Genomic DNA, 17,407 nt, shown 5'->3' with positions numbered 1-17,407 from the left:
AGGTCTCCTACCGGACCGGTTTGCCCGTCGTGAAGAGCCAGGTGTGGAACAGGTCGTCCAGCTGCTGCCCGCCGACCTTCTCCGCGAGGCGGACGAAGTCGGCGGTGCCGGCGTTGCCGTAGCGGTGCAGTCTCGTCCAGGCCGGCAGCAGCTCGAAGAACGCCTTGTCGCCGATCCGTTCGCGCAGCACCTGGAGGGTCATCGCGCCGCGCTGGTAGACCGCGGACGCGAACATCGTGTCCCGCTGCGGGTCGCCGACGGTGATCTGCCAGAAGGGGTTGTCGGCGGGGCGGGCGTCATAGGCGGCGACGAAGGAGTCGTGAGCGCTGCGGGTGCCCCTGTGCTCGGCCCACAGCCACTGGGCGTAGGTGGCGAAGCCCTCGTTGAGCCAGATGTCCTTCCAGTGCTCGACACTCACGGAGTCGCCGAACCACTGGTGGGCCAGTTCGTGCACGATCGTCGTCTCGCTGCGCACCGCCGAGTAGACCGGCTTGGTCTGCACCTCCAGCGAGAATCCCGCCTGCGGCATGTCGTCGACGATCGCGCCGGTCTCCTCGAAGGGGTACGGCCCGAAGACCTGCGACCAGTAGTCGGTGGCCTCGGCGGTGACGCCGTACACGTCGACGTTGTTGCTGTTCTCCAGGACCGGGTCGATGGCCGTGTAGATGGGGATCCCGCCGGGTGTCTCCCCGGTGCGGACGTCGAACTTGCCGATGGTGGCGGTCGCCAGGTAGGTCGCCATCGGCTTCTTCTCGCGCCAGTGGGTGTACGTCGAGCCGCCCTTGTCGTACGTCGACACGAGCCGGCCGTTGGAGACCGCGGTCAGGCCCTTCGGGGTCCTGATGCGGATGTCGTAGGTGGCCTTGTCCGCGGGGTGGTCGCTGGACGGGAACCAGGTGGAGGCGGCGTTGGGTTCGCAAGCGACGAAGACGCCGTCGGGGGTCTTCATCCAGCCGTAGTCGGAACCGAAGACGATGGGCCCGTTGAGGGGTTCGGGGATCCCGCCGTAGGTGACGGCGACCGTGAAGTCCCGGCCCTTGCGCAGGGATTGGCGGGGGCTGATGCGGATCTCGTCGCCGTCCCGCGTGAACCGGGCCCGTCTGCCGTCCACTTCGACTCTCGTGACCTGCAACTTCTGCAGATCCAGGTCGAAGGACGAGAGGTTCTGGGTGGCACGGGCGGTGAGTGTCGTACGGCCGTCCAGCCGGTCGGTGTCCGGGTTGTACGCCACGTCGAGGGTGTAATGGAGGGCGTCGAAGCCGCCGTTGCCGAGGTTCGGGAAGTAGGGGTCGCCGATGCCGGGGGCGCCGGGTTTCGGGCCGGGGGCGGCGGCGATGACAAAGAAGGAAGCCGCCGCGGTCGCGACGGCTCCTAAACGTGCCGAACGGGAGAGTGTCATGGGTGTCGTCCCTTTCGAGCGTGTGCCGATAAGTCGGACACGGACGACTCTTCACTCTCCCGTTCGGGCATGTGCATGACTTTGCCAACTCGTCATGCGCTACTTGTCGGTTGGCTCCTGACGGTCGTCTTCCGCTTCCGGCGAGCCGGGGGTGTCGGAGACGGGCACCTCGGCGGCGGCAGGCACCTGGGCGCCGGCGGCAGGCGTGGTCCTCGCTCCCGGGCCGGTCTTCCCGGTCGTGGCCTCGGCGTCCGCCGTGACCTCGACCGCGGGTTTCTCGGCCGCGGGCTTCTCGGCCGCGGGCTTCTCGGCCGCGGGCTTCTCGGCCGCGGGCTTCTCGGCCGCCCCCTCGGAGGGCGCTGCCTCCTTGGAGCCCTTCACCTCCGCCGCCACCGCCGCCGACGTCTCGGCCGACTCCGCCAGGACCTCCTCGGCGACCAGTCCGGCCGCCTCCTTGGCGACCGACAGGAGCACGGTGTCCTGCGGGGCCTGGTCCTCGAAGTTCTCGGGGTGGTGGCAGGCCACGCGCTGCCCGGGGCGCAGCTCGATCAGCGGCGGCTCCGTCGTCTTGCAGATCTCCGTCGCCTTCCAGCACCGCGTGTGGAAGCGGCAGCCCGAGGGCGGGGAGATCGGGGACGGGACGTCGCCGCGCAGCAGGATGCGCTCGGACTTGGCGCCCCGGCGCTTGGGGTCCGGCACCGGGACCGCCGACATCAGGGCCTTGGTGTACGGGTGCATCGGCGCCTCGTACAGCGAGGTGCGGTCGGCGAGTTCGACGATCTTGCCGAGGTACATCACCGCGATGCGGTCCGAGACATGCCGTACGACGGACAGGTCGTGCGCGATGATCACGTACGTGAGGCCGAGCTCCGCCTGCAGGTCGTCCATCAGGTTCACGACCTGCGCCTGGATCGACACGTCGAGGGCCGAGACCGGCTCGTCCGCCACCACCAGCTTGGGCTTGAGGGCCAGGGCGCGCGCGATGCCGATGCGCTGGCGCTGGCCGCCGGAGAACTCGTGCGGGTAGCGGTTGTAGTGCTCGGGGCTCAGGCCCACCAGCTCCAGCAGGCGCTGGACCTCCTTCTTCACCCCGCCCTCGGGCTCCACGCCCTGGAGCCGGAACGGCGCCGAGACGATGCCGCCGATGGTGTGCCGGGGGTTCAGGGAGCCGTAGGGGTCCTGGAAGATCATCTGTATGTCCCGCCGCAGCGGACGCATCCCGGCCGAGTTCAGCCGCGTGATGTCCTGGCCCTCGAAGTGGATCGAGCCGCCGGTCGGGTCCTGGAGGCGGGTGATGACCCGGCCCATGGTCGACTTGCCGCAGCCCGACTCGCCGACCACGCCGAGGGTCTCGCCCTTGCGCACCTCGAAGTCGATGCCGTCGACCGCCTTGACCGCGCCGACCTGGCGCTGGAGGACGCCCTTGCGGATCGGGAAGTGCTTCTGGAGCCCCTCGACCTTGAGGAGGACCTCACGCTCTTCCGGAGCGACGTCGGTTTTCTTCGTCTCACTCACAGCTTCGGCGCAATCTCTTCGGTCCAGATCCGCGTGCGGTCCTCCAACGAGAGGTGGCACGCGGAGAAGTGCCCGCCGCCGACCTGCTGGAGCTCCGGGCGCACGGTACGGGTGACATCGCCCTTGGGAATGTCCGCGTACGGGCAGCGGGGGTGGAAGGCGCAGCCCGAGGGGACGTTGATGAGGCTCGGCGGCTGGCCCTTGACGGGGATGAGCCGCTCGGAGGTCTCCCGGTCGATACGCGGCATCGAGCCCAGCAGACCCCAGGTGTACGGGTGCTGCGGCCGCTCGAAGACATCGTCGACGCTGCCCCGCTCCACGCACCGCCCGCCGTACATCACCAGCACGTCGTCGGCGATCTCGGCGACCACACCCAGGTCGTGGGTGATGAGGACGACCGCGGAGCCGAACTCCTTCTGCAGATCCCGGATGAGGTCGAGGATCTGCGCCTGGACGGTGACGTCCAGGGCGGTCGTCGGCTCGTCCGCGATGAGCAGCTCAGGGTTGTTGACCAGGGCCATGGCGATCATCGCGCGCTGGCGCATACCGCCGGAGAACTCGTGCGGATAGCCGTCGACCCGCTTGTCCGGCTCGGGGATGCCGACCCGGTCGAGCATCTCTATCGCACGCTTGCGCGCGATCTTCTTGCTGACGTTGTGGTGGACCCGGTACGCCTCCACGATCTGGTTGCCGATCGTGTAGTACGGGTGCATCGCGGACAGCGGGTCCTGGAAGATCATCGCCATCTCGCGGCCGCGCAGCCGGCGCACCTCGTCCGGGTCGGCGGAGACCAGTTCCTTGCCGTCCAGCCAGATCTCGCCTGACATCTGGACGTGCTTGCCCTGTGCCCCGAGCCGGTGCAGTCCCATGATCGCCAGCGAGGTCACCGACTTGCCGGAGCCCGACTCGCCCACGATGCAGAGGGTCTTGCCCTTCTCCACCTCAAAGCTGAGCCCGTCCACGGACTTGACCAAGCCGTCGTCGGTCGGGAAGTGCACCTTGAGGTCGCGGACCGCGAGGAAGGCGTCGGGGGCGTTCCCGGGAGCCGGCTCGCCCAGGGCGGCACCGGTCTTGGAGAGTTCGGTCACGAGAGCCTCACGCGCGGGTCGGCGGCGGCGTACAACAGGTCCACCAGAAGGTTTGCGACTACGACGAAGACGGCGGCCAACAGGGTGACGCCGAGGATCGGGGGCAGGTCGTTGTCGGTGATGCCCTGCACCGCGTACTGGCCGATGCCGGGCAGCGAGAAGACCGTCTCGGTGATCACGGCACCGCCGAGCAGCAGACCCAGGTCCATGCCGAAGACGGTGATGATCGGGGTCAGTGCGGCCCGCAGCCCGTGCCGGGCCACGACGTTGCGCTCCCGCAGGCCCTTGGCGCGGGCCGTGCGGATGAAGTCCTCGTTCATCGTCTCCAGCATGCCCGAGCGGGTCAGCCGCGCGTAGATGGCGGAGTACAGCAGCGCGAGCGAGCACCAGGCCGGGAAGAGCGTGTTGGCCCACTGGGCCGGATTCTCGGTGAACGGCACGTAGGTCCGCCCGAAGATCGGCCACTGGTAGGTGAAGAGCAGCAGGGCCAGGTTGCCCGTGAAGAACATGGGCAGCGAGACACCGGCGAGCGCGACGCCCATGAAGGTGCGGTCGAAGAAGCTGCGGGGCTTGAGTGCGGAGATCACACCGATCACCACACCGGACACCAGCCACATCACGGCGGCACCGGCGGCCAGCGAGACGGTCACCGGGATGCGCGAGGTGAGCTGTGGCCAGACCGCCTGGTGGTTCTTGAAGGAGTAGCCGAAGCACGGCGCGTCGCAGTGCGCCGTCGTGGGGCCCAGGTTGTAGGTGGCGCCGGACACGATCCCCTTGATGAAGTGCCAGTACTGGGCATACAGGGGCTGGTCCAGACCGAGGTTCTGCTTGACCGCAAGGATGTCGGCCTTCGTCGGACTCTTTCCGATGTACTGCTGCGCGAGCTGGTCGGCGGTCTGGCCGGCCATCCGCGGCAGCAGGAAGAAGATCGCGAAGGTGACCGCGGTGACGACCAGCAGCAGGATCACTGCCGCGAACGTCCGACGGAGGATGTACGAGATCACGGGGATCGGCGCTGGTGCCCGCGGGCCGCGAGGCCCACGGGCACCAATGCCTTCACCTGCCTTCCGGGGCTACTTCTTGGTCGTGCCGATGTTGAGGTAGTCGTACTCACCGCTGAAGGCCGCCGTGGACACCAGGTTGGTGAAGCCCGCGGGGCGGTACAGCAGAACCTTGAAGTAGGTCAGCGGGACGAGCGCCGCCAGGTCCATCGCACGCTTGTCGATCTGCCCGTACATGGCGTTGCGCGCGGTGTCGTCCTCGGTCGCGATGGCCTTCTCCAGCATCTCGTTGATCTGCTTGTCGTTGAGATACGAGAGGTTGGTGTTGCCGGAGGCACCGATCGCGTCACCGTGCAGGATCTGCTGGAGGAAGCCGTAGCCGGAGTTCCAGTCGGCACCCCACTGCATCATGTGCAGGCCGATGTTCTGCTTCTTGTCGAACGTCGGCACACCCGCGTAGTCGGTGAAGTACTTGCCCGACGGGTACTGCTTCAGGCTGGCGTTGATGCCGACCTTCTTCAGCGAGGCGATGATCGCGGTGGCCGCGTCGATCTCCTGCGGACGGTCGCTGCGCGCCGAGAGGTTGGTGTTGATCGTCGTCTTGCCGCAGGCCTTCAGCTGCTCCTTGGCCTTGGCGACGTCACCCTTGTTGCCGGTCGTCTCGTAGACGTTGGCCTTCTGGTAGCCGGTGATGTCCGGCGGCAGAACGGTGGTGGCGATGTCACCGCGGATCGGGCCGCCCTCGGCGGTCTGCACGGAGACCTTGTCGATGGCGTACTCGACGGCCTTGCGGCACTCGAGCTTGTCGAACGGCGCGACCTGGTTGTTGATCGCCATGTAGACCAGACGGCCACCGTAGGTGTTGTCCGTGTTGCCCTTCAGCTTGGCGTCGTTGACGACCTTCGCCTGGGTCGCGGCCTGGACACCGGTACCGCCGAGGTCGATCGCGTCACCGGCCTGGACGTCCTGGTCGATCGTCTCGGCGTTGACCTTCAGCTTGACGACGATCTTGTCCGGGTACTGCTTGCGCAGCGGGTCCGTCTTCGGGTCCCAGTTCTCGTTCTTGACGAGGACGGCCTGCTTGCCCTCGTCGTAGCTCTGGAACTTGTACGAGCCCGAGGACACGATGCTCTTGACGTAGTCGATGCCGGTGTCCTTGGCCTTCGGGACCGGCGCCGTCTGCGGCGTCGCGACCAGGTAGTCGAACTCCTGGAAGGGACGGTTGAGCTTGAAGACGATCGTGGTGTCGTCCGGCGTCTGGATGGACTTCAGACCCTCGGCGCCCTTGTCCTTGTAGGGACCCTTGTACGCCTTGCCGCCCTCCATGAACTGCTGGAAGTAGTTCGGGCCGAGGGAGAGCACATCACGCGCGAAGTTGGAGCGCTCGACGGCGTACTTGACGTCCTTCGAGGTGATCGGGGTGCCGTCCTGGTACTTCAGACCCGAGCGGATCTTGTACGTCCAGGTCTTGCCGCCGTCGCTCGGCTCGCCCGCCTTCTCGGCGAGGTCCGGGACCAGCTTGTTGCCCTCCTCGCCCGGACCGGGCTGGAAGGTCATCAGCGGACGGGCGTACAACCGGGTGAAGTTGTACATGTACGCGTAGTACGTGTTGCCCGGATCGAAGGAGTCGGGGACGTCGGAGTACTCGTACGTGACCGTCCCACCCTTCTGGGTGGAGACGTTGACGACACCCTTGGTCGCCGCGTTGGCCCCAGCCGACTTGTTTCCGTCTCCACTGTTGTCATCGGCTTTGCTGCAAGCCGAGAGCAACAGGCTCGCACTGCCGATGGCCGCTACTACGGCCAGCGCTGACCTTCGCATGATGGTCTGCTTCCCCTTCAATTGTCGGAAATCTTGTGGACTCTCACCGCGGCCGCGGGTCAGCGGCTGCGCGGGTCGAGAGCGTCGCGGAGACCGTCGCCGAGCAGATTGAACGCCAGGACGGTCACGAAGATGGCCAGACCAGGCACGATCATGAACTGCGGGTCGACCTGGTAGAAGTCGACGGCCTGGTTGAGCATGCCGCCCCAGGAGGCCTGGGGGGGCTGGATGCCGACGCCGAGGAAGCTCAGCGACGCCTCGAAGAGGATGTTGGTCGGAATGAGCAGCGTCGAGTAGACGATGATCGGGCCGACGAGGTTCGGCAGCAGCTCCCGGAACAGGATGTACGGCCCCCTGGCCCCCATCCCGCGCGAGGCGTCGACGAACTCCCGCTCGCGCAGGGCCAGCGTCTGGCCGCGCACGATGCGGCCCAGGTAGGGCCAGTTGAAGAAGCCGATGACGAAGATCAGCACGCTGATGTGCAGCGGCAGACCCTCCAGGCCGAAGGCGCCGCCCTGGAGCGTGGCCGAGATGGCGATGGCGAACAGCAGGAGGGGGAACGCCAGGAAGGTGTCCATCAGCCGGCTGATGATCGTGTCGACCCGTCCGCCGTAATAGCCGGCGACCACGCCGAGCACGGCGCCGATCGTGTTGGACAGGATCGTGGCGCCGAAGGCGACCACCAGCGAGACCCAGGAGCCCTCGAGGATGCGGGTGGCGATGTCGCGGCCGAACTTCGGCTCCACACCGAGCGGGTGCGACCAGCTCATACCGCCGAAGTCGCCCTTGGGCAGCGAGGTGTTCGGGTCGATCAGGTCCTGGTGCAGGGCGTTCGGGTCCAGGCCGAACATGGCCTGGATGGGACGCGAGAGCACCGCGAGCAGGATCAGCAGGATGACGATCACACCGCCGGCGACCGCCACCTTGTCCTTCTTGAACCGGGACCAGGCGATCTGCCCCAGGGAACGGCCCTCGATCTGCCCCTTGCCGACGCCGACGAGGACAGCCTCCGGCTGTGCCCCGGCCTGCGCCCCGGTGGTCTCGATCGGTGCGGTCACAGTGACCCGACCCCTCTCGCCGGTGGTGACCGGCCTACACCTGCCGTGGATTACGGCTTTGTCGACTTGCTCAGCGCACAGGAACGTCTGATCCTGCGTCTGCCTGGGGAGTCTTCAGCTTCGCTGCGATCACCCGCCAGGCCTGACGAAGAAAGTATGCGTAACCGTGATGCAGTACGAAGGATTCCGTTATCCGAACAGCGGGTAACGCCCCCCGGACGCATGCCAGTTGGGACAGAACGGCACAATAGGCGACGATCGTGATGATCCGCCGCTATCTACGCGCGAAGAAATGTGGCTGTTACGTAAACGAGGCGAACAGGTTGTCATCGCTCTCAGTAACCGCCACGGGCCGGCGGGTAGCCGTACCCGGCCGCCGGCGCCTGGGCCGGGGATCCGTGGGCCTCACGGTCGTAGAACGGACGGGCCCCGGCGCGCATCCACAGCGCCACCGGGTCGTACTCGTCGGACATCGCCACGGTCGACACCGGCAGCCCGTCCGGGACGGCGCCGATGGACTGCTGCATCATCGCGCGCACCGAGTCCACGGCCGAGGGGCTGGTGTCGTACACGTCCAGGCCGATGGCCAGATACGGCGCCCCGAGCGCCGGCTGCACCCAGGCACGGCGCAGCGAGCGGACCGCCGGGGTGCGGTGGGCGTTCTGCACGAGCAGGGCGTAGAACTGGGGGACCTCGATGCCGGGTTCCGACAGCCTGAGCGGCCCCGCGGGCTGGCGCTCCAGGCCGGTCGCGATGCGGCGCAGGTCGAGCCAGGGGATGCCGACCCCGCCGCCGGGGGCGTGCGGGTTGAGCCAGAGGCCGTAGTGGTCGGGATAGAGCGTGCGGGCCACGTCGATGCCGTCGACCACTTCGTACGAACGGTTCCAGCCGCTGGCGCTCAGCTCCTGGGCCGAGGTCACACAGGGGGCGTAGCCGTAGCCGTCGACCTCCATGTTCGCGTACTGGGCGTCCGGGGAGCCGGACTGGCCGTGCCACAGGAGCATCCAGATCTGGCCGGAGCCCGGGGTCGCGAGTGCCTTGAGCAATGCCTCGTAGGCGTCGTAGCGCCCGGGCGTCACCTGGCGCAGCATGTGCTCGACCGTGCCGGTCGCGGTGCCGCTGGCGCTCACGTCGTATCGCCCCTTCTTGAAAGTTCCCCGAGTATGAAACCAGCTTAAGCGCCCACGAGCTCGGGACCTGTGCGTCGTCGGCGAGTGCGGGTCGTCCGTGGCTTGTCGCGCTAGCCCCGCGTGTAGAAGGGCCGTACCTGCCCGCGCATCCAGTGGCCCACCGGGTCGTCCGCCACGTCGAGCAGGACCAGGTTGACCGGCCAGTGCACCTGGGTCCGCCCCAGGGCCCGGCCGAGGGCGTCCATCGGCAGGGTGCGCAGGTCGCCCTCCCACTGGGAGAGTTCCACGCCCACGAACATGACCGGGTCGGCGGTCTCGATGGCGGCCAGGCAGCGGCGGGCCGTGAGGACCACTCCCGTGGCCGCGAACTCGGCGGACGCGGCTGCCAGGAAGTCGACCGGGTCGTCCTGCCAGTCCGGCTCGTAGAGCTTGACCCGCCCGCCGGTGTTGGAGCCGTCCAGCGGGGTGCGGCCCACCCGGCACAGGTCGGCGACGGCGGCGGGCGGGAGGGGGACGCCGACCACGCCGTCGGGGTTCACCGCGACGCCCACGTGCGGGGGCAGACCGCGGGCGAACTCGACCGCCGGGGCGATGGTGTACGACAAATGGCTGCCGACGACCTGGCGGAACTGCTCCTCGGAGCTGAAGACCGGGACGAACGCCTGGCCCTCGATCTCCAGGGTGGGCAGGTCGAGGGGGCCGCTGTGCGGGCCGCCGCCGTTCGGCAGGGGGATCCAGACGAAGCTGCGGCCGAGCACCTCGATGATCCGGCCGCCCGCCGAGGGCATGCCGAGGGAGGCCGAGAGCACCTCCTCCAGCTCGTTGCCGGGCCATCCGCCGTGCGGATGGGGGTGTGCCGACCGTGCCGGGAACTCCGAGAAGTCCGGGGGGAGATCCGCCGGGAAGTCCATCTGCCTACCGCCTGCTCAAGAACCTGCTGTGGCTGGCAAGGCTAGCGGGTGCGGACGCACGCCCGACTGCCCCACGGCTACCCGGCTCGACTCAGCGGGACGGTTCACTTCAGCACCGAGTCAGCGGCCGTGGCGAGGATCGGCGGTAGGACGCACCCCGACGCTGGCCGTCACATCGAAGAGAGGCCTCCCTTGGACACCGCCACTGACCGCGACCGTATGCAGAGCAACCAGCAGGGCTGGAACCGGCGAGCCCTGGCACACATCGACTCGTCCTACTACGACCTCGACACCTTCCGGGCCGGGAAGAGCAGCCTGCGTTCGCTGGAGCTGGAGGCGCTCGGTGACGTATCCGGCAAGGACTTCCTGCACCTGCAGTGCCACATCGGGCTGAACGCCATCTCCTGGGCCCGGCGGGGCGCCAACGTCACGGCGGTGGACTTCGCCGACCAGGCTCTGGAGATCGGCCGTGACCTGGCCGAGGGCCTGAAGGTGGACATCAACTTCGTCCAGTCCAACATCTACGACCTGCCGGAGGTGCTGAACAGCTCCTTCGACATCGTCTACACCGACTACGGCGTGCTCAACCTCCTGCCGGACCTGTCCGGCTGGGCCAAGGTCATAGCGCACTTCCTCAAGCCCGGTGGCGTCTTCCACATCGTGGAGATCCACCCGATCCTCGGCGCGTTCGCGGAGGTCGACGGTGAGCTGCGGCTCCGCTCGGAGTTGTTCGAGAGCGGGGTCCGGGAGTACGAGGTCGGCCTCACCTACGGAGACGCCTACGAGGAGGCGCGGGAGATCGATCCGTACAAGCAGTACGCCTGGCCGTGGACCCTCTCCACCGTCTTCACGGCGCTGATCCAGGCGGGTCTGCAGATCGAGACGTTCACCGAGGTCCCGGTCGACTGCCGGCAGCGCCTCAAGTCCATGGTCCGCGACGAGGAGGACGAGGGGTTCTGGCGTCTGCCCGGCGACCCGCTGCCGCTGACGTGGACCCTCTCGGCACGCAAGCCGGAGTAGCCCGCACCATGGCGGCCCGAGGCCGGTCACGGTCCGTGACCGGCCTCGGCGTCTATACCCGGCCGACGGCCTCGGCCACCAGTTCTTCCGCCCGTACGCCGCGCAGGAGGGCCAGCTCCAGCGAGTTGATCTGTTCCCCCGCTTCAATGCCCAGCTCGTCGACGAGCAGACGGCGTACGCCTCGGCAGGCGGACAGGGCCTGGGCGGTGCGCTCACAGCAGTGCAGGGCGAGTATGCGACGGCGCTGGAAGCCCTGGTGCAGCGGATCGACGGCCACCAGCGCGGCCAGTTCGGCCAGGGCTTCGGCATGCTTGCCCATGGCCAGATCGAGGTCCAGTCGCCGTTCGAGGATCATCTGCCGGCGCTCTTGCAGCCGGGCCGATTCCGACAGGGCGAACACCCCGTCCAGACCCTCGAGAGGTGTCCCGTGCCACAGGTCGAGCGCGGCACACAGGATGCGGTGGGCCTCGACCTGACGGCCTCTCGCCCACGCGCGCTCGCTGTCGGTCACGGCCCGCTCGAAGCGGTGCGCATCCACGTCGACGGGCGGAACGTTGAGCACATATCCGTCATTCCTCGTCTCCAGGCACTCCTCTCCGCCGGCGATCGCGGCCAATGCCCGACGGAGAGCGCATATATGGACGTGAACCTGGTTACGGGCACCGGCAGGCACATGGGCAGGCCACAGAATACTGACGATGCGCGAGAAGGAAACGGGCCTGTTGGATTCTAATGCGAGTAACGCCAGCAAAAGGCGCTGCTTGCGCCGGACCAAAGGAACTGCTTGACCTGCGGCAAGGATGCCGACCGGACCGAGAATACGGACATAATTACCCGAAACATTATCGACACCATAGGCGATCACGACTTGGGACTATACACACGGTCGGCCGATTTTTGCTTTGCCTGTACCGAACCTTGGGGCTTGCGCAAGACGTATGCGAAACTCGAAAAAGTATTAATTCACCGAGGATTTACGGAGGGGCCCGCTCCGGACCGCCCCGCAGAACTCGGCGAGCTGTTCACGGTAGTAGAAATGGCCACCGGGCAAAGTCCCGCACCCGAAGTCGCCGACCGTCCAGGCCTGCCAGCCCGCGAGATGGTCATCGGTCACCCACGGATCGGCCGCCCCGCCGAGCGCGAGCAGCGGGACCGACAGAGGGCCGTGCCGGGGCCGGTAACGTGCCAGCATCAGGTAGTCGGCCCTCATGACCGGAATCACTAGGTCGGCTACTTCGTCCGCCTCAGCCGGTGATCCCATCGCGACCACGCCCTCTGCGATCTCCGCGAGCCAATCCCCGCGCCCCATGGAGAGCACCTTCTCGGAGCTGATACGCACCAGGTCGGGAGGGCGGGCGGCCGAGACGACCACCCAGGCCGGTGCCCGACCCATCGCCGTCAGCAGCGAGGCGATCTCGTAGCACAGAACGCCGCCCATACTGTGACCGGCCAGCACCAGCGGGCCGGTGCTGTGCCGGACGATGTCGCGGGCGGCCTGCTCCGCCAGCTCGGACAGGTCTGTGGCGTGCGGCTCGGTGATGCGGGGCCCGCGTCCCGGGTACTGGATCACCAGCGCGGTGTCGCCCGGCCGAACCAGCCGGGGCGGCAGGTCGGCGAGCGAGTACGCGCTGCCTGCGGCGAACGGGGCGAGCACGAAGGTCACGCCGTCCGCGTCACCGGCGTCACCGAACCGCCACAGCGACGGGGTGAGTCGTCTGCGGCTCACCATCACCGCTCCACCGCCCGCACCGTGACGGTCCGGCCGTCGCCATCCTTCCAGGTGCGCTCCCGTGCCTCGGCCGCGAACTCGAGCGCGACGCCGTTGCGCCCGGTGGAGGTCAGGACGAGCTCGACCGTGGCACAGCCGTGGCGTCCCGCGTTCTTCACGATCTCGCCGAGGACGAGCGGCTCGACACCTCGGCCCATCACCGGGCACGACACCGAGAACACCTCGACTCGGCAGACCCCGGCGGAGAACTCCAGCGCGGCCACCGCCCCCAGACCGTAGTCGCCGAACCGGTCGCACACGTCGGCCGTGAGCAGCAGCCGGTCCTCCCTTCCGGCGAAGTGCGCGGGCTCGAACCCGTCGGGCACCGGGCCGAGCACGAAGTCCTTGGCCCGCACGAGCACCTCGGTCACCTTCGGGTACACGGCCTCGCCCGGCTCGTCGAAGGTGACCGAGACGTCGAGACCGGCCACGAAGTCCTCCAGCGACAGCGTCCGAGCTGACTCCCCCGAAGGCAGCGGGAGGGCCGCACCGTCCGTGCCGGACCGCCCTCCCAAAGGCCTGTCGAAGACGCCGGCCTCCTGGAGTTCCGCCGGCCAGGACTCGGGGGCCGGGCCGAGGAGCACCGGCTCCAGTCCGTCCACCGCCTCGGCCGCGCCCGCCAGCTCGGGGTCCGCGGTCAGCAGCAGGCTCGGTCCGAGACGGCCGGCCACCGCGCGCAAGGGCTCGGCGCCCTCTCCCCCCGGCCACTCGCCGGCCAGGTACGGCGCCAGCGGGGCCCAGTCGCCGGTCAGCGCCTCCACCAACGTGTCCCGGTCGTCCAGCGCGGCCACGGCGAGGCGCATGCCGGCCTCACCGAGCCGGAGCAGCGGGTCGCGGAGGACCTCCGCGTACGACGCCTGCGTCACGATGTCACCGTCGAGGACCATGGCGCGGGGGACGCCGCCGAAGCGGGCCCGCAGCAGCCGGGCGATGCCCACCCCGAGCCGCCAGAACACCTCCTCGGTATAGGGGATGCGGGCGAACGCGAAGAGGCCCGGGTGGTGGGCACGCAGCGCCCCGACATCGCGCACGGCCTCCTCCGCGTCGGCGACCAGCACATGGGGGTGGCCCGTGAACCGGTCCCGCAGCCGCTGTCTGGCCGCCGTGACGGCCGCGGCGACCCCGTCGGACCGCCCGGCGTCGGCCACGCCGCCCCGGAACTGCGGAAGGGCGGGGAGCACGAACACCAGGCACGTCTGCCTCCGGTCGGTCGCCGCCAGCGCGGCGTCCGCGAGCCGCAGGAGTTCGCCTTCCTCCTCGCCGTCCGGCATCTCTTCCCAGCGAGGGACGACGACCAGCACGTCGGGGTCGAGCCGGGCCATCTGCCCGCGGTCGTCGAGGCACTCGGGCATGATCTGGTTGAACGGCCCGACGACGATCTCCGGGGCCAGACCCGCGTCGACGAGCGCCACGTGCAGGTACGGCTCGACCGGGTCGATCGTGTAGGAGGCCAACAGCCCCACGGTCAGGACGACCGGGGCGGCCGGCAGGCTCCGGCGACGTGTCCGCGCGGCGGCCGCGGCGGCCGGGACGTCCCGCTCAGCGGCCGACGGCATCGGAACCCGCCTCCTCGTCGTGTACGCCGAGCGCGGCGGGCGACTCGAGCGCCTCCTTGATCGCCTTCAGGAACTCCACCGCGGTGCTGCCGTTGACGAATCGGTGGTCGTAGGCGAGCCCGACGACGGCCACGGAGCGCGGGGTGACGGCACCGTCGGCGGCGAACACGGCCTCGCGGCGGACGCCGGCCAGCGACACCGCGCAGGTCTGGCCCGGGAAGACGATGGGCTGGGCGAAGAGGATGTCGTCGTCGTTGTTCAGGGACAGGAGGATGTTGGCGCCGTCCAGATCGTCCGTCTGGAAGGACTCCCGCATGGCTTTGATGCGGTAGTCCATCAGCAGGCCGGCGACATCGGCGAGCGTCCGTTCGCCCGCGTTCTTCACCACCGGCGCGGAAAGTCCTCGGCCGACGTCGACGGTGACACCGACGTGTGCCGCTTCGGGCAGCAGCAGCGTGTCCTCGGGGGTGGGGGTGCCGTAGCAGAGGGGGAAACGCTCGGGCAGGCGGCCCAGCACGGCCACGAGCAGCTCGGGGAGCCCGATGAGCGCTCCCGTCCGCTCCGACAGCTCCCTGGCGGCGGCCAGCGCGGAGTCGACGGTGACGACGACGGCGGTGAAGGCGGCCGGGATCTCCCGATGGGACTGCGAAACCGCCGCGGCCACCGCGCGCTGCACCCGGTTCGGGGTGTGCGTTCTCGTCTCGGCGCTCTGCGGCGCTTCGCTCAGCAATCGGCGCACGTCGGCCTCGCGCACCACCCTGAGGCCCAGCCGGGACAGAGCGGCCGGCTGCACGCCGTGCTGTTCGGCCAGGAGGCGCGCGGGTTCGGTGAGCGTGGGGAGCCGTTCGGCGACGTCGGCCACCGATCCGGGCGCGGATTGTGCGAGCCGCCCCGCCAGGAACTCCTGCCGCTCCGCCTCCGACGCGAAGAGGTGGGCGATGATGTCGCCCTGACCGCAGTCGGCCGGAGCGGCGACCAGCCTCTGCAGGATGCCGTCGTGTTCGCAGGCCAGCTCATCGGCCGCCTTCGAGGTCTCGATCACGGCGACCGGATCGCCCTCCTTCAGCTGCTGCCCGTCCTCGGCGAGCCATTCGACCAGCACGTAGGCGGTGTCGTTGCTGTTGAACTTCGGCACCTCGATGTCGATCACACCGGGCTCCTTTCGCCCCGCAGGTCCGCGAGTACGACGTCGCGGATCGTGTCGGCCTGGACCAGGACCTCGCGTTCGAGATGGACGGCCGCCGGAATGACACTGTCGGCGGAGTGGATGAGCCGGACGGGTCGGGTGAGCCGTCCCCACAACTGTTCGTGCAGGACGTGCGCGACCTCCGCACCCCAGGTCCCGCCCGCCGTGCTCTCCTCGACGACGCAGACGTACGCCGCGCGCCGCGCCGCGCTCAGCAGCGCCTCGGTCTCCACCGGGTAGAGCCGGGAGGGGACCACGAGCCGGCAACCGATCTCGTGGCGCAGCAGCAGGTCGCGCATGGCGGCCAGGGCGCGCTCCGCCATGCCTCCGGGCGCGATGATGAGGCAGTCCACGTCGCCCTCGGCGTCGGCGTACACATGCGCGGGGGCGATGTCGTCCGTGCCGAGGAAGTCGTAGTCGAACAGGTCGTCGACCTGGCCGTCCACGGCCGTCCGGCGCGTGTAGAGCACCTTGTCCTCGATGAACACGCACGGCTCGCCGAGTGCCAGCATGTGCGCCAGCAACGTCCGGTTGTCGTGGAACGGTGACAGCTCGAACAGGGACAGCCCGGGGATCCCGATGAAGTGCTTCAGCAGGGTCTGGCTGTGCGTCGGACCGTAACCGCGGCCGCCGCCGGACGGACAGCGCACCATCAGGCGCATGGGATACGGCCGCCCGTACATGGACACGGACTTGCTGGCGAAATTGAGCACCTGGTCGAAGGCGAGGCCGGCGAAGTCGCCGAACATGATCTCGACGATCGCCGTGTCCCCGGTCAGGGCGAGTCCGGCGGCGACCCCGACGATGCCGTTCTCACTGATCGGCGTGGTGATCACCCGGTCCGGATGAGCCTGCGAGAGTCCGCGGGTCACCTTGAACGCCCCGCCGTAGGGGTCGGCGATGTCCTCGCCGAGCACGTACAGCCGGGAGTCGGCCCGCATGCGCTCGTGCAGCGCGCTGTTGAGGTTCTCCACCACCCGTACCGGCCGCCCGTTCACGCCACGCTCCAGACCGACGACGGCCGCGCGGCCACCTCGTCCACCAGCCGGGCGACGCGTGCCGCCGCGACCGCGTCGGCCTCGGCGAACCGCGTCCCGAGCGTCTCCCGGTACCGCGCGTGCCAGTCGGCCGCGCGTACCTGCCGCAGTTCCGCGTCCGTCCGGGTGTCGTCGCCCTTGCTGTGCGGGCCGAGCCGGTGCGTGACGAGTTCCAGGACCAGCGGAGCGCCGGACCGCACCTTCTCGACGAGCGGCGCCGCCGCCGTCCGTATCCCGGTCGGGCTGGTGCTCTCGACGCGCAGGTGGGCGATGCCGAACGCGGCGGCACGGGCCTGGATCGTGCCCGCCATCTGCGCGTGGGTGGGCGTCGACTGGGCGATGCCGTTGTTTTCGACGACGACGAGAAGCGGCAGCCGCCACAGCGCCGCCAGGTTGAGCGCCTCGTAGACGGCGCCCTCACCCCAGGTGCCGTCGCCGACATAGGTGAGGGCGAGGGCTCCCGGCTCGTGCCGCTTGAGGTGGAGGGCGGCCCCGGCGGCGACCGGCAGGCTCTCCCCCTGCACACCGGTGGACAGGTAGCGGTCCCGGAGAACGTGTTGGCTGCCGCCGACGCCGTTGCAGACGGCACCCTCCCGGCCCATGATCTCCGCGAGCAGGCCGGCCGGGTCGCCGAACCTGGCGATGTAGTGACCGTGGCCGCGGTGGTTGCTGAAGACGTAGTCACGCTCGTCCAGCAGGGGCGCCAGCGCGACCGGGACGTACTCCTGTCCCAGGCAGGTGTGTGTCGTGCCGTGCAGCTCGCCCCGTGCGAACAGTTCGAGAAGGGCGAGCTCGAAGTGGCGGATCAGCAACATCGTCGCCAGGTCGGCGTCCGCCGGTGGCAGGAGGCTGTCGACGCCGTCCGGCGGCGTCGCGATGGCCGTCGTGGCCATGTCGTCGGTCATTTACTCGTTCTC

The 17,407-nt window shown here is 68.9% G+C and carries 15 protein-coding genes; 1 reads left to right on the top strand and 14 read right to left on the bottom strand.

The window, feature by feature from the left end:
- Window positions 1-7: 7 nt before the first annotated feature.
- The 8 genes from ACIRP7_RS25405 to ACIRP7_RS25370 all read right to left on the bottom strand — a co-directional run bounded on the left by ACIRP7_RS25405 (window position 8) and on the right by ACIRP7_RS25370 (window position 9,923).
- Window positions 8-1,399, bottom strand: coding sequence for a M1 family metallopeptidase (locus ACIRP7_RS25405; RefSeq protein WP_403663789.1), 1,392 nt, complete (start codon window positions 1,397-1,399; stop codon window positions 8-10).
- Window positions 1,400-1,498: 99 nt separating this feature from the next.
- Entirely contained in the window at window positions 1,499-2,914 is a 1,416-nt protein-coding gene (locus tag ACIRP7_RS25400) for a dipeptide ABC transporter ATP-binding protein (RefSeq protein ID WP_403663786.1), read from the bottom strand.
- Entirely contained in the window at window positions 2,911-4,002 is a 1,092-nt protein-coding gene (locus ACIRP7_RS25395; protein ID WP_403663783.1) for an ABC transporter ATP-binding protein, read from the bottom strand. Before ACIRP7_RS25395 ends, ACIRP7_RS25400 begins: the two co-directional genes overlap by 4 nt.
- Window positions 3,999-5,006 carry an ABC transporter permease gene (locus ACIRP7_RS25390; RefSeq protein WP_403663780.1) on the bottom strand — a complete coding sequence of 336 codons (1,008 nt, stop codon included), beginning with the start codon at window positions 5,004-5,006 and terminating at the stop codon, window positions 3,999-4,001. Before ACIRP7_RS25390 ends, ACIRP7_RS25395 begins: the two co-directional genes overlap by 4 nt.
- 69 nt (window positions 5,007-5,075) lie before the next feature.
- Window positions 5,076-6,824, bottom strand: a complete 1,749-nt coding sequence (locus ACIRP7_RS25385; protein WP_403663777.1) for an ABC transporter substrate-binding protein — start codon at window positions 6,822-6,824, stop codon at window positions 5,076-5,078.
- Between the two features lie 59 nt (window positions 6,825-6,883).
- Window positions 6,884-7,882: an ABC transporter permease gene (locus tag ACIRP7_RS25380; RefSeq protein WP_403663774.1), complete on the bottom strand. Its 999-nt coding sequence runs from the start codon at window positions 7,880-7,882 to the stop codon at window positions 6,884-6,886.
- A gap of 335 nt (window positions 7,883-8,217) precedes the next feature.
- Window positions 8,218-9,012, bottom strand: coding sequence for an enhanced serine sensitivity protein SseB C-terminal domain-containing protein (locus tag ACIRP7_RS25375; RefSeq protein WP_403663771.1), 795 nt, complete (start codon window positions 9,010-9,012; stop codon window positions 8,218-8,220).
- A 110-nt stretch (window positions 9,013-9,122) separates the two neighbouring features.
- Window positions 9,123-9,923 (bottom strand): enhanced serine sensitivity protein SseB, encoded by an 801-nt coding sequence (locus ACIRP7_RS25370; RefSeq protein ID WP_403663768.1) that lies wholly within the window; start codon window positions 9,921-9,923, stop codon window positions 9,123-9,125.
- A gap of 192 nt (window positions 9,924-10,115) precedes the next feature.
- Between ACIRP7_RS25370 and ACIRP7_RS25365 the strand changes: the two genes are divergently transcribed.
- On the top strand, window positions 10,116-10,943 hold the full coding sequence (locus ACIRP7_RS25365; RefSeq protein WP_403663765.1) for a class I SAM-dependent methyltransferase: 828 nt from the start codon (window positions 10,116-10,118) through the stop codon (window positions 10,941-10,943).
- A 52-nt stretch (window positions 10,944-10,995) separates the two neighbouring features.
- Here ACIRP7_RS25365 and ACIRP7_RS25360 read toward each other — a convergent pair whose 3' ends face one another.
- The 6 genes from ACIRP7_RS25360 to ACIRP7_RS25335 all read right to left on the bottom strand — a co-directional run bounded on the left by ACIRP7_RS25360 (window position 10,996) and on the right by ACIRP7_RS25335 (window position 17,395).
- Complete coding sequence (locus ACIRP7_RS25360) at window positions 10,996-11,808, bottom strand: BTAD domain-containing putative transcriptional regulator (RefSeq protein ID WP_403663762.1); 813 nt, start codon at window positions 11,806-11,808, stop codon at window positions 10,996-10,998.
- Window positions 11,809-11,901: 93 nt separating this feature from the next.
- Window positions 11,902-12,672, bottom strand: coding sequence for a thioesterase II family protein (locus tag ACIRP7_RS25355; protein WP_403663759.1), 771 nt, complete (start codon window positions 12,670-12,672; stop codon window positions 11,902-11,904).
- Complete coding sequence (locus tag ACIRP7_RS25350) at window positions 12,672-14,267, bottom strand: hypothetical protein (RefSeq protein WP_403663756.1); 1,596 nt, start codon at window positions 14,265-14,267, stop codon at window positions 12,672-12,674. The genes ACIRP7_RS25355 and ACIRP7_RS25350 overlap by 1 nt, the downstream gene beginning before the upstream one ends.
- A complete protein-coding gene (locus tag ACIRP7_RS25345; RefSeq protein WP_403663753.1) occupies window positions 14,251-15,417 on the bottom strand; it encodes a 2-oxo acid dehydrogenase subunit E2 in 1,167 nt (388 codons plus the stop codon). Before ACIRP7_RS25345 ends, ACIRP7_RS25350 begins: the two co-directional genes overlap by 17 nt.
- The gene (locus tag ACIRP7_RS25340) at window positions 15,414-16,451 is read right to left on the bottom strand and encodes an alpha-ketoacid dehydrogenase subunit beta (RefSeq protein WP_403663750.1); all 1,038 of its coding nucleotides are present in this window, start codon (window positions 16,449-16,451) and stop codon (window positions 15,414-15,416) included. The genes ACIRP7_RS25345 and ACIRP7_RS25340 overlap by 4 nt, the downstream gene beginning before the upstream one ends.
- Window positions 16,448-17,395, bottom strand: a complete 948-nt coding sequence (locus ACIRP7_RS25335; RefSeq protein ID WP_403663747.1) for a thiamine pyrophosphate-dependent dehydrogenase E1 component subunit alpha — start codon at window positions 17,393-17,395, stop codon at window positions 16,448-16,450. The genes ACIRP7_RS25340 and ACIRP7_RS25335 overlap by 4 nt, the downstream gene beginning before the upstream one ends.
- Window positions 17,396-17,407: the final 12 nt, after the last annotated feature.

The organism is Streptomyces sp. NPDC102270, from assembly GCF_044766405.1.
Classification (GTDB): Bacteria; Actinomycetota; Actinomycetes; order Streptomycetales; family Streptomycetaceae; genus Streptomyces.
This window is presented reverse-complemented; position numbering and strand designations above follow the sequence as displayed.

What these genes read in the sequence shown, in the direction of transcription:
- ACIRP7_RS25405 (WP_403663789.1), bottom strand. Translation starts at nt 1,399, where the DNA reads ATGACACTCTCCCGTTCGGCACGTTTAGGAGCCGTCGCGACCGCGGCG.
- ACIRP7_RS25385 (WP_403663777.1), bottom strand. Translation starts at nt 6,824, where the DNA reads ATGCGAAGGTCAGCGCTGGCCGTAGTAGCGGCCATCGGCAGTGCGAGC.
- ACIRP7_RS25370 (WP_403663768.1), bottom strand. Translation starts at nt 9,923, where the DNA reads ATGGACTTCCCGGCGGATCTCCCCCCGGACTTCTCGGAGTTCCCGGCA.
- ACIRP7_RS25355 (WP_403663759.1), bottom strand. Translation starts at nt 12,672, where the DNA reads ATGGTGAGCCGCAGACGACTCACCCCGTCGCTGTGGCGGTTCGGTGAC.
- ACIRP7_RS25350 (WP_403663756.1), bottom strand. Translation starts at nt 14,267, where the DNA reads ATGCCGTCGGCCGCTGAGCGGGACGTCCCGGCCGCCGCGGCCGCCGCG.
- ACIRP7_RS25335 (WP_403663747.1), bottom strand. Translation starts at nt 17,395, where the DNA reads ATGACCGACGACATGGCCACGACGGCCATCGCGACGCCGCCGGACGGC.